General features: G+C 65.7%; 16 protein-coding genes. 4 read left to right on the top strand and 12 right to left on the bottom strand.

Translation table 11 applies throughout. From position 1 onward, the window contains the following. Positions 1-200 precede the first annotated feature (200 nt). The 3 genes from ADJ70_RS01650 to ADJ70_RS01640 all read right to left on the bottom strand — a co-directional run bounded on the left by ADJ70_RS01650 (position 201) and on the right by ADJ70_RS01640 (position 5,469). Positions 201-3,338, bottom strand: coding sequence for a S8 family serine peptidase (locus ADJ70_RS01650; RefSeq protein ID WP_050342924.1), 3,138 nt, complete (start codon positions 3,336-3,338; stop codon positions 201-203). A 191-nt stretch (positions 3,339-3,529) separates the two neighbouring features. Then, positions 3,530-4,387, bottom strand: a complete 858-nt coding sequence (locus tag ADJ70_RS01645; protein ID WP_050342922.1) for a hypothetical protein — start codon at positions 4,385-4,387, stop codon at positions 3,530-3,532. Positions 4,388-4,578: 191 nt separating this feature from the next. Continuing rightward, the gene (locus ADJ70_RS01640) at positions 4,579-5,469 is read right to left on the bottom strand and encodes a hypothetical protein (protein ID WP_050342920.1); all 891 of its coding nucleotides are present in this window, start codon (positions 5,467-5,469) and stop codon (positions 4,579-4,581) included. Positions 5,470-5,780: 311 nt separating this feature from the next. Here ADJ70_RS01640 and ADJ70_RS14400 point away from each other — a divergent pair, with 311 nt between their 5' ends. Beyond that, complete coding sequence (locus ADJ70_RS14400; RefSeq protein ID WP_172674426.1) at positions 5,781-6,074, top strand: hypothetical protein; 294 nt, start codon at positions 5,781-5,783, stop codon at positions 6,072-6,074. 391 nt (positions 6,075-6,465) lie between these two features. Here the strand turns inward: ADJ70_RS14400 and ADJ70_RS01630 are convergent, their stop codons facing one another. The 3 genes from ADJ70_RS01630 to xylB all read right to left on the bottom strand — a co-directional run bounded on the left by ADJ70_RS01630 (position 6,466) and on the right by xylB (position 9,735). Further along, positions 6,466-7,131 (bottom strand): phosphoribosylanthranilate isomerase, encoded by a 666-nt coding sequence (locus ADJ70_RS01630; RefSeq protein ID WP_050342916.1) that lies wholly within the window; start codon positions 7,129-7,131, stop codon positions 6,466-6,468. A 215-nt stretch (positions 7,132-7,346) separates the two neighbouring features. Continuing rightward, positions 7,347-8,198, bottom strand: coding sequence for an NAD(+) diphosphatase (locus ADJ70_RS01625; protein WP_050342915.1), 852 nt, complete (start codon positions 8,196-8,198; stop codon positions 7,347-7,349). A gap of 61 nt (positions 8,199-8,259) precedes the next feature. Next, the gene (gene xylB / locus ADJ70_RS01620) at positions 8,260-9,735 is read right to left on the bottom strand and encodes a xylulokinase (RefSeq protein ID WP_050342914.1); all 1,476 of its coding nucleotides are present in this window, start codon (positions 9,733-9,735) and stop codon (positions 8,260-8,262) included. Between the two features lie 1,807 nt (positions 9,736-11,542). Here xylB and ADJ70_RS01615 point away from each other — a divergent pair. Together ADJ70_RS01615 and ADJ70_RS13935 are read left to right on the top strand one after the other, a co-directional pair. Continuing rightward, complete coding sequence (locus ADJ70_RS01615; RefSeq protein ID WP_216597297.1) at positions 11,543-11,836, top strand: antitoxin; 294 nt, start codon at positions 11,543-11,545, stop codon at positions 11,834-11,836. Then, positions 11,806-12,213 (top strand): type II toxin-antitoxin system VapC family toxin, encoded by a 408-nt coding sequence (locus ADJ70_RS13935; protein ID WP_083443733.1) that lies wholly within the window; start codon positions 11,806-11,808, stop codon positions 12,211-12,213. Before ADJ70_RS01615 ends, ADJ70_RS13935 begins: the two co-directional genes overlap by 31 nt. Here ADJ70_RS13935 and ADJ70_RS14880 read toward each other — a convergent pair. The 6 genes from ADJ70_RS14880 to ADJ70_RS01585 all read right to left on the bottom strand — a co-directional run bounded on the left by ADJ70_RS14880 (position 12,097) and on the right by ADJ70_RS01585 (position 16,336). Then, complete coding sequence (locus tag ADJ70_RS14880) at positions 12,097-12,456, bottom strand: hypothetical protein (protein ID WP_050342912.1); 360 nt, start codon at positions 12,454-12,456, stop codon at positions 12,097-12,099. The two genes, ADJ70_RS13935 and ADJ70_RS14880, sit on opposite strands and share 117 nt — an antisense overlap. Positions 12,457-12,474: 18 nt before the next feature. Beyond that, a complete protein-coding gene (locus ADJ70_RS01605; protein ID WP_050342909.1) occupies positions 12,475-13,203 on the bottom strand; it encodes a hypothetical protein in 729 nt (242 codons plus the stop codon). Beyond that, complete coding sequence (locus tag ADJ70_RS01600) at positions 13,190-13,897, bottom strand: helix-turn-helix domain-containing protein (protein ID WP_157051345.1); 708 nt, start codon at positions 13,895-13,897, stop codon at positions 13,190-13,192. Before ADJ70_RS01600 ends, ADJ70_RS01605 begins: the two co-directional genes overlap by 14 nt. A 96-nt stretch (positions 13,898-13,993) precedes the next feature. Then, positions 13,994-14,161 carry a hypothetical protein gene (locus ADJ70_RS14395; protein ID WP_157051344.1) on the bottom strand — a complete coding sequence of 56 codons (168 nt, stop codon included), beginning with the start codon at positions 14,159-14,161 and terminating at the stop codon, positions 13,994-13,996. 415 nt (positions 14,162-14,576) lie between these two features. Next, positions 14,577-15,947 carry a hypothetical protein gene (locus ADJ70_RS01590; protein WP_050342906.1) on the bottom strand — a complete coding sequence of 457 codons (1,371 nt, stop codon included), beginning with the start codon at positions 15,945-15,947 and terminating at the stop codon, positions 14,577-14,579. Continuing rightward, complete coding sequence (locus ADJ70_RS01585) at positions 15,944-16,336, bottom strand: GntR family transcriptional regulator (RefSeq protein ID WP_050342905.1); 393 nt, start codon at positions 16,334-16,336, stop codon at positions 15,944-15,946. Before ADJ70_RS01585 ends, ADJ70_RS01590 begins: the two co-directional genes overlap by 4 nt. 512 nt (positions 16,337-16,848) lie before the next feature. On the opposite strand from ADJ70_RS01585, the gene ADJ70_RS01570 reads away from it, so the two are divergent. Then, the gene (locus ADJ70_RS01570) at positions 16,849-17,190 is read left to right on the top strand and encodes a hypothetical protein (RefSeq protein ID WP_050342900.1); all 342 of its coding nucleotides are present in this window, start codon (positions 16,849-16,851) and stop codon (positions 17,188-17,190) included. Positions 17,191-17,208: the final 18 nt, after the last annotated feature.

Raw genomic sequence — 17,208 nt, 5'->3', positions numbered from 1 at the left:
CGCACGAACCTGCGGCTCCTCACGTGAGGAACGCCACCGTTTGCAGGAACGTAACATTGTCTGGCGCAAATTGGGCGGGCGGGACACGGGCTGGGCCACGCCTGCGAGAGGACCCCTCGCGCCCGAGGGGTCCTGGCTGGCGATAGCTGGGGCCGACGGGCGGCACGCAGGCGCTGGGGCCTTACCGCCCGGCGCGCCTCTCACGGACCGAGCTGGACCGTCTTGGTAGCGCCGTCGCAGGAGAGCGTGTGGGTGCCCGCCCTCAGATAGAGGTGGACGCCCCCATCCTCGTTGCGCTCGAAGATGTGCAGGTCAGCAGCCGACCTCCCGTCGACAGAGAGCGTGGAGAGATCGCCCACGTGCTCAATGGCGCAGGGCCAGACCCGCTCCGTGCCGTCGGTGGGCCAGATCGGGTCGGCCGTAGCCCCTACCCCGTTTCCTATGCCGTCCTTGCAGGGCTCGCCGGGCACGGCGTTGACGGCCCCTCCCGTGATGGTCACCGCCACGCCCGCCGTGTCGGCGAGGCCGCCGGACCAGCCCCCGCCGATGCCGGCCGCACCGTGACCCCCGTAGGCGTCCACGGTGCCGCCCCGGATGCTTACCGGCCCTCCCCAGATGGCGGGCGCAGCGCACCCGGGCCACCCTGAGGAGCCCGGCACCTGGGCCTTGACCGAGACCCTGCCGCCGGAGACGTCGAGGGCGCCATGCAGGCCCATGTTCGTCTGCCCGTCGAGCGGCCTCACCACGAGCATGCCCCCCGTCACCTGCGTCTTGTCGGCGTCCACGCCCGTAGAGAGCAGTCCGCCGGCCATGACGTCCACCGAGCCGCCGCTGACGCGCAGCTCCTTGGCCGCGACGCCTGCGGCGTAGCGCGTCCCAGTCACACTCACCTTCGCGTCGCCCGAGAAGCTCACCGACTCCGCCGCGATGCCGTCAGCCTGGAAGCCGCCCGTGACCGTGAGCTCGCCTCCCGACACCTCGACGGAGCTCCCCTCCCCGAAACCGCCGTAGTTGTGCCCCCCGATCCCGCTAGAACCCCAGTTGCCGCGCGCCTCCACCTTCCCGCCGCGTATGGTTATGGGCGCCGGGCCCTTGCTCCGCCCGGCAGAGCAGCACCCTATCGCCGAGGTGATGGTGATGCCCTCCTCGATCGAGGCCTTGACGGTGCCGCCGTCGATGACGATGGGACCATTGGTCTGGTCGCTGCCGCCCCCTATGGCTGCGGCCATGTTCAGGCCCCCACCCCGGGCGACGGCCTCCACGGTGCCGCTCACGAAGGTGATCGAGCCCGAGGCCTCCTGCGCCGACCCGCCCACAACAGCGCCCCTGCCCGCTGACTCGGCGCGCAGGCTGCCCTCCGAGAACGACTGGAAGACCGCAGAGGCGCCCTGCGGCACGCGCACGGTCGCCGCCGTGGCCGAGCGCCCGATGGCCTCGGAGGACCCGCGCAGCCTGACGCGGACCGACGCCGACGGCGAGAGGTCGAGCAGAGGGCGGTCGCCATCGAAGCGCACGCCGTCCAGGGTCACGTCCCACGCCCCCTCGCTCACTACCCTTATGGAATGGGCCGTGGCCGGGCCATCCGCCTGACGCACGATGACAGACTGAGAGGCGGAGCGCAGCTCGGAGCCCGAGCTGTCATAGCCGTGCGCGCCGTCAGGGCCCAGCTCCACGTCACCGCGGTCGAGCCACAGCTCGGGAACGCTGCTGTCGGCAGGGGGCAGCCAGGCGACCGCCGCCTCCGCGTTGAGCGCGCCATGGCCGTAGGTGTCGTCACGCCCCACATTACCAAGGTCGCGCGCGGTGGCCTCCAGCGCCCGCTCGATGAGGTTGGGGCCCCAGGACGGGTGCTCGACCTTGAGGAGCGCCGCTGCGGCGGAAACCTGTGGGGTGGCGAAGGAGGTGCCCGAAACCATGGCGTACTGAACACCCGTCGCGAGCGGGCTTGACGTCGTGTACACGCCCACGCCTGGAGCGCAGAGGTCGACGCGGGGGTTGTGGTTCGAGTCGGGGGCGATCGTGTCCGACGCGTCTATCGACCCGACGCTGATAACGTCATCGAAGCATGCGGGATACCTGTATATGTGAAGCGGCCCCCCGCTCATATACTGGTTTCCCGCAGCCGCGACGAGCACGGTCCCCTTCGCGCGCAAGTCGCTCACCAAACGCTGCGCCTCTACGGAACTATTTGGAGAACTGAAGCTCATATTCACGACCTGGACTTGCTGCTGGTGATTATCGATGTACCTGAGTGCACTGCATATGTAATCCCATTTGATATCACCGACATCGTCCTTGATGCGTATCGGCAGCACCTTGGCGTTGTACGACGCCCCGTCGATGCCGGTAAAGTCACCGGCAACGGCAGAGGCCACCCCTGCCACCTTAGTGCCATGTCCATCCTTGTCACTGAAACTGGGAGCGGGCGGGGAGTCTTTCCCCTTTGTGACGTCAATGCCCGGCAGGAGGTTGCCGACAAGATCGGGGTGGCCAATGTCGCAGCCCGAGTCCAGAACCGCGATCGTCGCCCTTCCATTGCACTTGACCGTGTTCCACGCGCCTATGAACCGCGACGTCCTGAGGTAGTATTGCTGCGGCAGGTATGCCAGCTCCGCAGACTCATCCTCCTCAAGGTAACACATCCCGTCGAGGTCCACGCTCACGACGCCGGGGCAGGCCCTGAGCTCTGCGGCGAGGGCCTCGAGCGCCTCCTGGTCGGACGCGTCGGGGAAGTAGCACACCGCGTATGCCGGGCCGTCGTCGCGGAGCCAGAAGAAGTCGTAGCCCCACACGCCGCCGCGCGCCCACACGATCTCGTGGGCCGCGAGCTCGCCGATGCCCCGGTCGAAGCAGATCATGAGCACGCCGCGCACGTAGTCGCCCTCCACAACGGAGGGCAGCTCGTTCTCGCTCGCCCCCAGCTCGGCCCAGGCCCTGTTGTACTCCTCGAGCGTCGGCCACTCGTCGGGGGTGTGGGACCCCTCGCCGTTGGGCCCCACGAAGCCCCTCGACTGCCCGGGCCACTCCTCCGCGCCGCCCGCCGGCGCCTGCCCCGCGCCCGGCTGCGGGACCTCGCCGCCCGGGTCCGGCGCCTGCGCCGTGCCGTTTGCCGGCCCCTGCGCCGCGCCCGGAGTCCCTGAGGCCTTCGGGACCTCGCCCCCCTGCCGCGCGCCCGCAGGCGCCCCCTCGCCCTGCGCGTCCGAGCCGCGCCACGCGCCCCAGACCCCCCACGCGACTGCGGCGGACACCGCCAGCAGCGCGACGGCGAGAGCGACGGCGCGACGCCTCCCCCGCCCCGCGGACGGACTCTCAGTAGTGGAAGCGACGTTGCCCGGCATGGCGACCGACCTCCCCCGACGCGGCCTGCGGCGGGCGGGCACCCGCCGTCTCAAGCTTACCACAAGGATGCGTCAGGGGAACACAAGGTGGCCCTCACCGCAGCCTGTGGGGGCGCCCCGCCGGCCGAGCCATGCGGCCGCTCACGCCCGCAGAGGGACCCGGCAGAGCGAGGGGCCCGGCGCTCGCCGCGTCAGGACAGGGCTGGCCGGGGCCCCGTCACAGCCCCGGCGAGGTCGAAGCCCGAGCCCAGGGCCGCGATCGCCGCCCTCCCGTCGCGCTTGGCTGTGTTCCACGCGTTCGCGGATCGCGACGTCCTGAGGTTGTGCTGCTGCGGCAGGTATGCCAGCCCTGCGGACTCATCCTCCTCATCACACCCCACCCAGTCGAGGTCCACGCTCACGACGCCGGGGCAGGCCCTGAGCTCTGCGGCGAGGGCCTCGAGCGCCTCCTGGTCGGGCGCGTCGGGGAAGTAGCACACCGCGTATGCCGGGCCGTCGTCGCGGAGCCAGAAGAAGTCGTAGCCCCACACGCCGCCGCGCGCCCACACGATCTCGTGGGCCGCGAGCTCGCCGATGCCCCGGTCGAAGCAGACCATGAGCACGCCGCGGGTGTATTCCTCGCCCGTCATGGGTATCTCGTTCTCGCTCGCCCCCAGCTCGGCCCAGGCCCTGTTGTACTCCTCGAGCGTCGGCCACTCGTCGGGGGTGTGGGACCCCTCGCCGTTGGGCCCCACGAAGCCCCTCGACTGCCCGGGCCACTCCTCCGCGCCGCCCGCCGGCTCCCGCCCCGCGCCCGGCTGCGGGACCTCGCCGCCCGGGTCCGGCGCCTGCGCCGCGCCCGGAGTCCCTGAGGCCTTCGGGACCTCGCCCCCCTGCCGCGCGCCCGCAGGCGCCCCCTCGCCCTGCGCGTCCGGTCCGCGCCACGCGCCCCAGACCCCCCACGCGACCGCGGCGGACACCGCCAGCAGCGCGACGGCGAGAGCGACGGCGCGGCGCCTCCCCCGCCCCGCGGACGGACTCTCAGTAGTGGAAGCGACGCTGCCCGGCATGGCGACCGACCTCCCCCGACGCGGCCTGCGGCGGGCGGGCGCCCGCCGCCTCAAGCCTACCACAAGGATGCGTCAGGGGAACACAAGGTGGCCCTCCCCGCAGCCTCCAGGGGCACCCCGCCGGCCGAGCCATGCGGCCGCTCACGCCCGCGGAGGGACCCGGCAGAGCGAGGGGCCCGGCGCTCGCCGCATCAGGACAGGGCTGGCCGCAGCCCCGTCACAGCCCCCGGCGAGGCCGGGGCGAGGTAGCAGCCCGAGTCCAGGACCGCGATCGTCGCCCTTCCATTGCACTTGACCGTGTTCCACGCGCCTATGAACCGCGACGTCCTGAGGTAGTATTGCTGCGGCAGGTATGCCAGCTCCGCGGACTCATCCTCCTCAAGGTAACACATCCCGTCGAGGTCCACGCTCACGACGCCGGGGCAGGACCTGAGCTCTGCGGCGAGGGCCTCGAGCGCCTCCCGATCGAGCGCGTCGGGGAAGTAGCACACCGCATATGCCGGGCCGTCGTCGCGGAGCCAGAAGAAGTCGTAGCCCCACACGCCGCCGCGCGCCCACACGATCTCGTGGGCCGCGAGCTCGCCGATGCCCCGGTCGAAGCAGATCATGAGCACGCCGCGCACGTAGTCGCCCTCCACGACGGAGGGCAGCTCGTTCTCGCTCGCCCCCAGCTCGGCCCAGGCCCTGTTGTACTCCTCGAGCGTCGGCCACTCGTCGGGGGTGTGGGACCCCTCGCCGTTGGGCCCCACGAAGCCCCTCGACTGCCCGGGCCACTCCTCCGCGCCGCCCGCCGGCGCCTGCGCCGCGTCCGGCCGCGGGGCTTCGACGCCCGGGTCCGGCGCCTGCGCCGCGCCGTCCGCCGGTCCCTGCGCCGCGCCCCTTGGGGCCTCCGGGACCTCGCCCCCCTGCCGCGCGCCCGCAGGCGCCCCCTCGCCCTGCGCGTCCGGGCCGCGCCACGCGCCCCAGACCCCCCACGCGACCGCGGCGGACACCGCCAGCAGCGCGACGGCGAGAGCGACGGCGCGGCGCCTCCCCCGCCTCGCGGACGGACTCTCGGAAGCAGAAGCGACGCTGCCCGGCATGGCGACCGACCTCCCCCGACGCGGCCTGTGGCGGGCGGGCACCCGCCGTCTCAAGCTTACCACAAGGATGCGTCAGGGGAACACAAGGTGGCCCTACCCGCGGCCTGCGGGGGCGCCCCGCCGGCCGAGCCATGCGGCCGCTCATGCCCGCGGAGGGACCCGGCGGAGCGAGGGGCCCGGCGGAGCGAGGGGCCCGGCGGAGCGAGGGGCCCGGCGGAGCGAGGGACTCGGCAGAGCGAGGGGCCCGGCGCTGGCCGCGTCAGGTGTTTTGGTTCAATAAGAACTGCGCATTTGGGACTGCGGTGGGAGTCTTGGACCAGGACTCCCACCGCAGTCCCATGAGGGCAAGTACGTCGCGGTATCCCGCGATCTCCTGCTCGTTGCGATTCTTCGGCCGTGCGTGGTTTGCCACAATTTCCCAGGCGCTTCTTCGACGTCGAGATGCCCTCTATCTGGTTCGACGCGTCGGTACCCTGAACTTTCGCGAACTCGCAGAGCGATTCGAGCACGCCAGGTCGTGCCTGGAGGTAGAGTACCTGCTTGCCCTTGTACTCGTACAGCGCGGCCAGCGCCTGCACGACCTTGGGATCATCCAGAACCTTTGACGCATCGTTAAAGAAGAATTCTCGCATACCGAATCCTTCTCTGGAGGCTTCGTGAGCTCGTATGGATAGGTAGTTGCGTCACCGTCCCGGTGGCGTGAGCCTCAGGTCCGAGCTCTCTGACATCACGGGGCCATGGGGCCGTCGATGTCGTGGGACCCGTGGCCCCGCCCGGTCGCGCGGGCGGCCATGAGGACGCAGGAGTGTACACAGATCGACGAAAATAGCCTCTCGGCGCCATTTTGGGGCATTTGTGTACACTGTTGCGGCGCGAGTGGCGTCGGGGTTGCGCGAGTGGCGCCGCCGCTCGGTTGGCGTCTTCCCAAGGCATCAACCCACACAAACCCTCGAGGAGTCCGTCTTCATGTCCAGGAGGTCTGACTTCGTGTATGCGCTACGCACTGGCAGACCTCACGGCAGCAACGGCTGCGGCTATCTTGTGCGGGTCCTTGACACGATTCGTCTCGAGGGCCGTGTTCATGTCGATGCCCCAGGGGCTCAGACGCTCCATCGCGTCTGGTATGGTATGGACCGAAAGGCCTCCTGCCAGGATGTAGGGCCTCTTGACCTGCCTGGCAAGCTCCCAGTCAAAGGGGACACCTGTGCCCCAGCCCGCACAAAGCAGCACCAAGTCCGCCGTACTCTTGTTGGCACGCTCGACGTCACTGGGACCACTCATGCGGATGGCCTGGATGATGGGCAGGTCCGCAAGCTCGCGCAGGAAGGTCATGTAGGCGTTGCCCTCAGTGCCCTGGAGCTGTATGACGTCGAGCATCTCGTCAGCGACCTCAGAGACAAAGCCCAGGGGCTGATCAAAGAAGACGCCCACAGCAGGGATGGTCGGATCGAGCAGTGACACGAGCCGCCGCAGGCGGTCGCGGTCAACGTGACGGCGCGAGCTTGGCCAGTTGACCGTGAAGCCACAGAGGTCGGGCCTCGCCTCGTTCACCGCCCTGATGTCCTCGTCTCGAAACATGCCGCTCAGCATGACGCGCGCACGGGGATCCTGGCCATACAGGATGTCGTGAGTGATGATCGTCGTGGTCCTGCGCCCAAGCATGCCCGCCTCCTCTCTCCATGGGTCTCCTGTAGGAAGGATAGCATCTTGACTGCAGATTTCGCCTACGGCTCGTAGCCCCAATAAGCCCAAAGCCTTCTTGCGAAAACGTCACCGTCTATCGTGGACCCAAGGCACGCCGGGGGGCTGGCGCTGCGATCAACACGCAGGGCACGACCGAGACCACCCAGCAGCGCGCCTCGTGCCGCCGGACGCATCTAGCGTGGCTCGACTCCCTGGGCGAAGGCGAGGATCATCTCGTTCGTGAGGCTCGAGCTGTCGCGGTCGCGCTGCTCGCCCAGCTTTCGAAGAAGCTCCTCTCGCCCGAGCCAGCGACCAGAGGAAAGCTCCCTGCCGTCGACGCGAATCGTCGAGTCGCCCTCCACGTCGCAGAAGTATCCCGAGAGCAGCGCATCCGAGAAGGACCAGGGTTGGCTCTTGTAGTAGCGCAGCTTCCCTACGTGAAGCCCCACCTCCTCCATCACCTCGCGACGCACCGTCTCCTCGAGGCTCTCCCCCACCTCGACAAAGCCGGCGACGAGGGCAAGGCGGCGGTAGCCCCGCGCATACCTGGTGAGCAGCAGCCTGTCCTCGTGCCTCACGCCCACGATGACTGCGGGGTTGATGCGGGGGTAGACGACATTTCCGCAGGCAGAGCAGGCAAGCTCGCGACGGTTGGACACATGTCCCAACTCGCAGCCACAACGTCCGCAAAAGCGGTTGAGACCGTACCAGCCAAAGAGCTGGTGTCCCGTGACACCCGCAAAGGCAAGCCAGCGCGGAGAGGCCCGCCGAAAGACAACAAGCGGCTCGAAGCCAAAGCCCTCGGGCGTGGCAAGAAGGTCGTTCTCCACGAGGAAGAACGCGTTCCCATCGACAGCGAACAGGTAGCGGCAAAAGAGGTCCCGCACAGGCACGTCCCAGTCACCCACGCGTGGCAACACGAGATCGCCCGATCGCCACCCCACGAGCGCCTGCCCCTTGCGATATGCGAGCGCATAGGACAGGGCATCTGGCTCGATCGCCCGATATCCGTTGTCAAAGCTGTGATCACCGATGTCTTGGATCATCTTGGGCCTCTCCCTCCCCTGCACACGCGTCCATCGCCAAGGCCGACGACGGCAGCCCTCGCTACAGCATCTGCTGGTAGATACCCTTGAGGGCGGGGTACATCTGATGCCAGGTAAAGTAGTGGCCCTGATAGGAGGCGATGATTCTCCTATCAGGCCAGACCGTCTCCTTGAGGTGGACGAGCCTCCTTGAGCAGTCCTTGACGCTGGGATAGACACCGCACGCCACGCTCGCGAGCATGGCCGCGCCAAAGGCGGGAGCCTGCTCGGTCTGGGTGATGATCAAGGGGATGCCCAGGATGTCCGCCACGATGGAGTTCCACAGACGGCTGTGGGTACCGCCACCGCAGATGGTCGAGGCGTTCACGTCCACCTCCTCCGCACGCGCCACCTGCAGGCAGTCACGCAAGGCAAAGGCGACGCCCTCCAGGACGGCCTGCGTCATGTCGGCGCGCGTCGTATCCATGCGCATACCCACGAAGGCGCCTCGAGCTCGCGGGTCGTTGTGCGGTGTCCTCTCGCCCATAAGGTAGGGCAGGAAGTAGACGCCGTTCTGGCCGAGATTGGACTCTTGGATGCGCTCTTCCTCCGAGGGGTAGTCCCCTGTGCCAACGACGTCCTCGACCCACCACCTTGCGCAGCCTGCGGCAGAGAGGATGCAGCCCATGAGGTTCCAACCGCCGTCTGCGGAACAGAAGGCGTGCAGCTGGTTCTCCTTGTCACAGAGGTAACCTTCCGTGGGGATGAGAATGGTGCCAGCCGTACCCATCACGATGTTGCAGTGGCCGGCGCCCACCGACCCCGTGCCCACGGCGGCAGCCGCGTTGTCGCCTGCGCCGGCACAGACCTTCACGCCGTGGGGAAGACCCAACGCATCCGCGACATCGGGCATGACCTCCCCTATGACCTCGGAGCTCTCGAAGAGCTCGGGCACCTGGCGCTCGCGCAACCCACAGATGGAAAGCATGGTCTTGCTCCAGCGCTTGTGCTCCACGTCCAAAAGCAGAGTGCCCGACGCATCGGAGAAGTCCGTGGAGTGCACACCGGTAAGACGGTAGTTAACGTAGTCCTTGGGGAGCATCATCCTAGCCACGCGGCCGAAGTTCTCGGGCTCCTCCTCGCGCATCCACAGGAGCTTCGGTGCGGTGAAGCCGGTGTAGGCGACGTTTCCCGTGTGCCTTGCGAGGGTGGCGCGGCCCACGTCGTGGTTGAGGTAGTCAACCTGGTAGCGTGTGCGGCTGTCGTTCCAGAGTATGGCCGGGCGAATGATCCTGTCGCTCTTGTCCAGGGTGACGAGCCCGTGCATCTGGCCGCAGGCTCCCATGCCCTTGACCTCGCCTGCGTCAAAGCCATCGAGCAGCTCGGGGATGCCCGCGCACACGGCCTTCCACCAGCTCTCTGGACTCTGCTCGCTCCAGCCCGGCTCGAGGAAGCAGGTGGGATACGTTTTCTGTACGAGTCTGAGGACACTGCCCTTCTCGTCCATAAGAAGGAGTTTGGTTGCTGACGTGCCAATATCTATTCCTATAAAGTACATGACTACCTTTCCTGAAAATACAATGACTATTCTGATAATATCCCTTATATGATAGGTCACACGGGAGAGGGAAGCCACCCTGCGGGAGGAGGTCCACATGTGATGGAGCGCGGGGCTACGGTGGGGCGGCCGGTCTGGCGGAGCGGTCGTCGATCTGGCGGAGCGGCCGTCGGTCTGGCGTAGCGGCTCACGAAAAAACGCAGTCTGTGTGTACGTTGGTGGGCAAAGTGCGCTTTTCCGTGAGGGTGATGGGTCAGAGTGCGCTTTTCCGTGAGGGCGTCTGCACAGAATGCGCTTTTCCGTAGAGTGCGCTTTTCCTCACCTGGGCAAACGCGGCGTCACCTCACGGAAAAGCGCATTCTGGGCCTGGACCCTCACGAAGAAGCGCATTCTAGCCGTGGTACCTCACGGAAAAGTACATTCTGAGCGTGCGGTCTTCACGGAAAAGTGCATTCTGGGTGGTTTGGGATCGTAGGGTGCGCCTTTCCGTAACGCCCTCACGGAAAGGCGCAGTTTGGCCACCGGCGTGAGGGCAGGATGCGCTTTTCGGTGAGACGCCGGTTGCAGAATGTGTTTTTCCGTGACCCTGCGGATGCAGAGTGCGCTTTTTCGTAGAATGCGCTTTTCCTCACCTGGGCAAACGCGGCGTCGCCTCACGGAAAAGCGCATTCTGGCTGTGGGCCCTCACGGAAAAGCGCACTCTGGAGTTGGTGCCTCACGGAAAAGCGCACTCTGGGTGGTTTAGGGATCGCAGGGTGCGCCTTTCCGTAACGCCCTCACGGAAAGGTGCAGTTTGGCCACCGGCGCGAGGGCAGGATGCGCTTTTCCGTGAGACGCCGGTTGGAGAGTGCACTTTTCCGTGAGACGTCGGTTGCAGAATGTGCTTTTCCGTGACCCTGCGGATGCAGAGTGCGCTTTTTCGTGAGGGTGGTGGGTCAGAGTGCGCTTTTTCGTGAGGGCGTCTGCACAGAGTGCGCTTTTTCGTAGAATGCGCTTTTCCTCACCTGGGCAAACGCGGCGTCGCCTCACGGAAAAGCGCATTCTGGCTGTGGGCCCTCACGGAAAAGCGCATTCTGGAGTTGGTGCCTCACGGAAAAGCGCACTTTGGGTGGTTTAGGGATCGCAGGGTACGCCTTTCCGTAACGCCCTCACGGAAAAGCGCATTCTGGCTGTGGTACCTCACGGAAAAGCGCATTCTGGCTGTGGGCCGAATTTGCCTGTTGGGATTCCGCCTTCGGCCATCACGGAAGACGGTCTGGGGTAGCTGGCTGCGCGAACGGAGCACCAAGGGGCTTTCTCGGAACAGCATGCATTGCCACTCAGCGGTGAGTGTACGGACAAGCGTTCAGAGGTGAGCAGCAATGTGGACCGAAGCGACCTTTTGCCCCGCAGGAGCCGCGTCGACGTTGGGGCGCCCCTCGACCGAACGTTCCTTGGGTCTTACCAAGAACTGCCTTCCGCGAGGGGGATCTCTCTGCAGGCTAGACGATCTTTTTTCCTACAGGACGGTTTCTCGGCTGGTCAAACTGATGTGCCCCGCGTCCCCCAGCACGTACCGCTCCTTCTACGTTCATCTCGAACGGATCGTCCCGTCCACATCTGCAGTCCAGCATGCCAGAGCTGTCTATGCAGCATTGCCGCGATCCTCTTTGCGCTTGAGTACGGCGCCTGCCTTGCTGTCGAGCGACGGGAAAAGCAGCAGCATCTGAGTATGGGGCACCGCAAAGTACCGTGGCACCGCAGCGTTCATCTCGGCATTTGCTGTGTTCAACTTGTCTATTGTACTTGCGAGATGAGGAGAACGGTTATGGCACAGATTTCGCTCTATGTGGACGACGGGGTTCTCGATAGTCTCAAGCAGCGGGCTGCGGCAGAGGGTATCTCGGTCTCCAAGCTCACGGCACGGATTATCGAGGCAGACCGGTGTTCCTCGGTCTGGCCTGATGGCTGGTTCGACCTCTATGGAAGCGTCTCGGGTTTTCCTGACACAGACGATTCCATTCTCGATCCATCCCTTGACGACGCCTGCGACTGGTTCGTTGGCGAGACATTCGAGGAGGTCCAAGGCACATGTACCTGCTCGATACAAACATCATCGTAGAATTTTTGCACGGACGGCTGCCGCACGCCTATCGAGTCTTCATGCGCTCAGACTCACGCATGCTCGCAGTCCCAGCGATTGTGGAGGCGGAGCTTTGCTATGGCGTCGAACGAGCAAAGGGGCCCCACAAAGGAACGGATGATAGTCGCCCGTTTTTGTCCCCGTTCAAGATTGCTCCCTTTGACTCGCGCTGTGCCGAGCATTATGGCCGCATACGCGCCACACTTGCTTCAAGGGGCAAGACGGTCGGACCGAACGACCTACTCATCGCTGCCACGGCCCTTGCCAATGGGGCTGTGCTCGTCACTCGCAACGCGCGCAAGTTTCAGCGCGTGCCAGGCCTTACGGTAGAGGTATGGGACGAGGCCGAACCCTAAGCTCACCCGGGCAAGGCGTCTGGAATCGCCGCCATACGAGGTTTCTTTCTCTCGCGTGTCAAGAAAACTACGCACCGCACCAAAACAAGCTGCCAAAACGCTCTCCGAGCGATCGTCCTCGCCCCGTATCACAACGATATTTTGGTTCTTCGGGTAATAGCTGGGATAGACGCGCAAGATCGCGTCTTGCACAAGCCTGAAGATAGCACCGACGCCTTGCTCCTCTGCTTGAATCCATCGCATAGTTGCCAGCCTTTTCGGTTACCCAGAAAGCACGGTGAGGGTGAACTGTCCCGCCTTGCGGTTCTTGGGATTGAGACGCATCCACGAGCTGGCGTTGGGATCGGACAGTGCCTCCGCCACGGCCCTCAGCCGCTTCCTGTCCGAGCCGTGCAGGCGCTCGATATAGCCCTTGTGGTCGGTGACCAAGCTGGCAAGCAGGGCGATATCGTCGAGGTGACGGTGCCTGCCTCGCCTGTCCGCGCAGTAGGCCGCGCTCTTCAGGACCAGCGCGCCCAGGAGGTCGGGGGTGCGTATCCGGATGGACCCGTCCTCATGCGCGAGCGCAAGATCCATGCCCCGCTCGATCGCCTGCGCGCCGCCTGCGATCTCCATCATCGGCCACCGGTTCACCTTGGCGGATCTCGCCTTGCCGGAGGGCAAGTGGTCGGCCACCAAGATGTCTACGATACGCGCTCCGCAGGTCATACGGTGGAAGGCGGTGCCGCGCAGACCGGGCTCCTTGAGGGCAAATCCCATGTTCCCGAGCTGCCTCACCACCGCAGAGATGTTCGAGGTCGATGCCATGACGTCGACAAGGACGTCAACATCTACGGTCGAGCGGGACTGGTATCCGGCGATCATCGCGTGGGCCTGCGTCATGAGCCCGCCGATGAGCATCCACGATCCCTCCGGCAGGTTTTCCCCTAGCTCTATGACGATGTCCCACGGCTTCATGAGCTTGGAGATCTTCAGCTCAGCGCATCCCATCAAGAAGTCCTTCCAGGTAACCGAGCCCACACCTTCGCTCGCGCGCGTCGACCGACATCGCCAGGTCTGCGGCAACGACGGGCTCGGGCATCTCGGTCATGTCCTCCAACGATGCCGGCAGGTCCTTCGCATATCTCACGATGCACGGCCCGGAGGTGTCCTCCACGAGGAAGAAGTCGTGCTCGAACTCCTCTGCTGTTCTTCCAATCGAATAGCCGTCCAGCACCGGGGTCGTCGGGGCCAAGCCGAGCCCGACGACGAAGGAAGAGGCCATCCCCGTGGCGACAAGCGCCTCCCTCACGTCATCCTCAAAGGAGGGCGATACGAGATACCCTCTCGCATCCATCCTGTTGCGGGCGAGCCAGACGAGCTCCTCCGCGCCGATGTCCTTGAGCTTCAGGAAAAGGCGCCTCCTCTTGTGGTACTCGAGCCACGAAACGTCGTCTCCGCCGAGTGCCAGCAGCGCGGCCCAGGCGGTCTGCGGGCTCCATGGCCTTCCCTTGAACGGGAAGAGCGCCTCATGGGCATGCACGCTGTTGGGATCGACGACGAGCTCGCCCGAGTCGGTCTTCTGCGCGTGGAGGGTGCCGTTGCGCACGAGTCTCGCGACCTCGTGCCTACCGACGCCGAGAAACCTCGCCGCCTGCGAGGCCGTGTAACCGGATGCTATGTCATGTGCTCTTTCCATTTGCATATATGATACCGCATGTTACTACATATGCAAACCTAGCCCAAGGGAACTGCTGCGTTGCGAAAGCTAATCCAGGCCCGCTAGGATAGCGTCCAGCAACTAACCTGCCTTGTCTGCTCCATCCGAAAGGAGGGCGTCCACGACGAGCTCCTCGGTCGTCGGGCCCATGTCCGACAGGCCCCACCTCCGCCTGCAGGCGACCGGCTCGGCGTCCGCCTCCTCAAGGTGGCGCAGGATCCTCTCCTCGGACTCATCCTTACTGAACACCCGGATGCCGCGCAGCGTCCGGCGGGCCTTCCTCGAGAAGAGGCCCTCGACCAGATCCGGCCGGAAGCCGCAGCTTGGGCGCGGACACGAGCCCGAGGCGGCCCGGGACGTACGGCAGGTAGCGCCTCGCCTTCGCGGGGGTGCGCGCCGAGACGTCGCCGGGCACGATCCGTATCAGGTCGCCCTTGGGGTACCTGCCGCGTGGGATCCCGGGGAACCCGGCGTAGTCGGGACCCTCGTGCGTCTCGCTCGCGAGGAGGGGTCGCCTCGCCGGCCGGCAGGTCGGTCGAGGCGAGGAGCGATAGGGCATCAGAGCCTCCCGTGCCCGTGGTCGCGCCTGACCGTGCCCCTGCCGCCCACGCCGGGCCACAGGTCGGGGACGCCGTAGTCGCCTGCGCATTCAACCTCTTGACGCCTACCGCCGGTCCACGCCGGCCTCCTCTAAGACGGCCTTGGTTTGCGTTGCGTCACTCGCTCCCAAGAGGTAGGTTCTGCCGTCTCCCGTGCGGACGAGGAGCCATGGACCGACCTCGGGGTCTAGACACACTTTGAGCGTCCCGTACCGCTCGCTCGAAAAGTCACCTTCGAGGAAGGTCTCCGCAGCGCCGCCGAGGGTGCGCGTCATCTGGGGAAGCTGGTCGATCAGCTCTATGGACACCACGTCGTCCATGTCAATTTCGTAGCTCGTCAGTGAGTGGCGCGCATGGATTGCCTGGCCAGAGAGCTCGAGTGTGACGGGCGTGCCAAAATCGTCCGCCATGAGCGCCCCCGCCACAGGCAGACAGAGCAGCAGGAGTGCAAGGGCAGCCATAATTGCCTTGCCCGCTGGCCGTGCCAGATTTATTGACGTGTTGACGCCCACGCGCTCGTTCACCATGAGCTTGGCATCGTCCGGGTTGTAGTAGAAGATACCAAAGATCCAGCGATCATCCTCGTCCACGTAGAGGCCTTCGCCACTGGCCTTCGTGAGGCGCTCCTGTAGGCCACGCATGCGCATCTCGGTCGCAAACGCTACGATTCCAAGGACCGCGCAGGGAAGCATCATGCCGATAAGGTATAAATCGGCTGAACCCCGAAAGAGAAGCTGCGCCCAGCTCATGAGCGCGAAGGATGCTGCCATGACGAGGTACACCCTCGCCCAGGCGCGCCGGCGGATGCGTGTGAGCGTCTGCGTGAGGGTGGTGTTGTCGTCCACTACCTCGCTGCGGTCGCGGTAGCACCAGCGGAAGGTCACCCACACCATGAGCACGCACGCGGCGAACAGCAGGTAGACCACTACATTGTTACGGTCGAGCAGAGCGGGAACCAGGCTTACAGCACAGATGAGAACGAACCATATGCCTGAGACCCGCGTGTACGGCTGGGCGGCCGCGCCGATGTCAGCAACTGTCACATGCCGGCCTCTGCCCATCTCCTCGCGGCGCCACCCGCGCTCGTCCTTGAGGCCGGCGAGCTTGTGGTTCGCGAGCGCGAAGACGGTCTCTGGGACGACGCAGGCGGCGAGGATCCAGAGCGTCCAGCACACTATGAGCGGACCTGCCCATGCACGAAGCGTCCCCGCCGCCGCACATGCGAGTGCGACGGCCACGAGCACGATGGTGCAGGCTAGTTGTTGGCGGCGGTAGTTGGTGAGGATGGCCACAACCTGGCCGTCGTCGCGCGCCTCATGCGGGAGCGTCACGCCGATGACGATATTCTTCTTGAACCGTGCGCTGTTCCTGAGCACCCACCATGCGAGAAGGGGAATCCAACTGCAGGACAACCACATCACGGAAACGGTACTCATCGCAATCTCCTATCTCTCTGGGATGAAACGTCGTCCAGCAGGCGCCCGCAAAGCGCAAGCACGTCCTCACCCGACATACCGCTGGCGACGAGTTCCGCCAGGCGCAGGCGTAGCGCCTCCACGGTGCCGGGGTTGGGGCCTGAGCTGCCATTGGGCTCACGCACGAAGGTGCCACCCCTCCGGTCGCCGCGCACGTGTCCCTCCTGCTTGAGGAGCTGGTAGGCCTTGCTAACGGTCATGACGTTGACGCCGCACTCCGACGCAAGGGCGCGCACGGTCGGCAGGCGCTCGTCAGGTGCGAATTCGCCCTCGGCGATGCCCCGCACGATCTGGTCACGGATCTGCTGATAAATGGGTGTCGCGATCGAGAAGTCCAGTTGCAGGAGCATAGCGCAAGCCTCCGATAATCCCTGTAGTATCTGTATTAAGTATACTAATACAGTATAGGCAAAAATACAAGCAGGGAGGGAGAGAAGGCGCCGTAGTGATTACCCACGCCGTAAGCGACCACCAGTCACGGGCATGCGACCACCCAATCGCGATCATGTGACCATGCAAACTCGGCACTCATCTTGGAATCGTACGGCGGGCTCGGCACCTTCTTCGCAAAGACACACGCGTCCAGGGGCGGTAACCTCATCCTCGTCGGAAGGAGCCAGACAAAGCTCGACGGGCAGGTGTCGGAGGCGGCAACCAGACATGGCGTCACGGCGCACACCATCAGCCGCCGATCTCTCCAAGACCGAGAACGTCCAAAGGGTCTACGACACCTGCAGGGAGAGGGACTGGCAGGCCGACGTCCTCATCAACAACGCCGGCTTCGGCGGCCAGGGCAGAGACGAATGCCGTCACCCTCTCGGATGCCGACCTCGCCCCTCCCTTCGTCAGCCACGACGACGCCATGTGGCCCTACTTCGAGCCTGAGCTGGCACGCCGCCTTGAGGGGCCCGTCGTGGACGACTCTGCCTCCGCCCGCGCGTGCGGCGCCCCGGCCGAGTCGCTGCCGGCGGATGGCTGCGGGGTCGGCGACGCGGCGGGGCGGCTTGGCGTGTCTTCCCGCACCCTGCGGCGCGGGATCGCCGGCGAGGGCACCACGTTTCAGAGGCAGACGGGCCCCGCCCGTGAGGCGCCAACCCAGCAGCGCAAGGCGATGCTCGCAAGCGGCGCGAGCGGGAGAGGCGGGAGCACCTCGAGCAGAGACGGGAGAAGCGCAGGCGCGGGGCGGGTGGCAGGGACCCTCTGACAGACGGCGTTTCCCCCC

This window comes from Olsenella sp. oral taxon 807 (assembly GCF_001189515.2).
Taxonomy (GTDB): domain Bacteria; phylum Actinomycetota; class Coriobacteriia; order Coriobacteriales; family Atopobiaceae; genus Olsenella_F.
This window is presented reverse-complemented; position numbering and strand designations above follow the sequence as displayed.

Coding starts and splice junctions, on each gene's coding strand:
- ADJ70_RS01650 (WP_050342924.1), bottom strand. CDS start 3,338: ATGCCGGGCAACGTCGCTTCCACTACTGAGAGTCCGTCCGCGGGGCGG.
- ADJ70_RS01645 (WP_050342922.1), bottom strand. CDS start 4,387: ATGCCGGGCAGCGTCGCTTCCACTACTGAGAGTCCGTCCGCGGGGCGG.
- ADJ70_RS01640 (WP_050342920.1), bottom strand. CDS start 5,469: ATGCCGGGCAGCGTCGCTTCTGCTTCCGAGAGTCCGTCCGCGAGGCGG.
- ADJ70_RS01630 (WP_050342916.1), bottom strand. CDS start 7,131: ATGCTTGGGCGCAGGACCACGACGATCATCACTCACGACATCCTGTAT.
- ADJ70_RS01625 (WP_050342915.1), bottom strand. CDS start 8,198: ATGATCCAAGACATCGGTGATCACAGCTTTGACAACGGATATCGGGCG.
- xylB (WP_050342914.1), bottom strand. CDS start 9,735: ATGTACTTTATAGGAATAGATATTGGCACGTCAGCAACCAAACTCCTT.
- ADJ70_RS01615 (WP_216597297.1), top strand. CDS start 11,543: ATGGCACAGATTTCGCTCTATGTGGACGACGGGGTTCTCGATAGTCTC.
- ADJ70_RS13935 (WP_083443733.1), top strand. CDS start 11,806: ATGTACCTGCTCGATACAAACATCATCGTAGAATTTTTGCACGGACGG.
- ADJ70_RS14880 (WP_050342912.1), bottom strand. CDS start 12,456: ATGCGATGGATTCAAGCAGAGGAGCAAGGCGTCGGTGCTATCTTCAGG.
- ADJ70_RS01605 (WP_050342909.1), bottom strand. CDS start 13,203: ATGGGATGCGCTGAGCTGAAGATCTCCAAGCTCATGAAGCCGTGGGAC.
- ADJ70_RS01600 (WP_157051345.1), bottom strand. CDS start 13,897: ATGCAAATGGAAAGAGCACATGACATAGCATCCGGTTACACGGCCTCG.
- ADJ70_RS01590 (WP_050342906.1), bottom strand. CDS start 15,947: ATGAGTACCGTTTCCGTGATGTGGTTGTCCTGCAGTTGGATTCCCCTT.
- ADJ70_RS01585 (WP_050342905.1), bottom strand. CDS start 16,336: ATGCTCCTGCAACTGGACTTCTCGATCGCGACACCCATTTATCAGCAG.
- ADJ70_RS01570 (WP_050342900.1), top strand. CDS start 16,849: ATGTGGCCCTACTTCGAGCCTGAGCTGGCACGCCGCCTTGAGGGGCCC.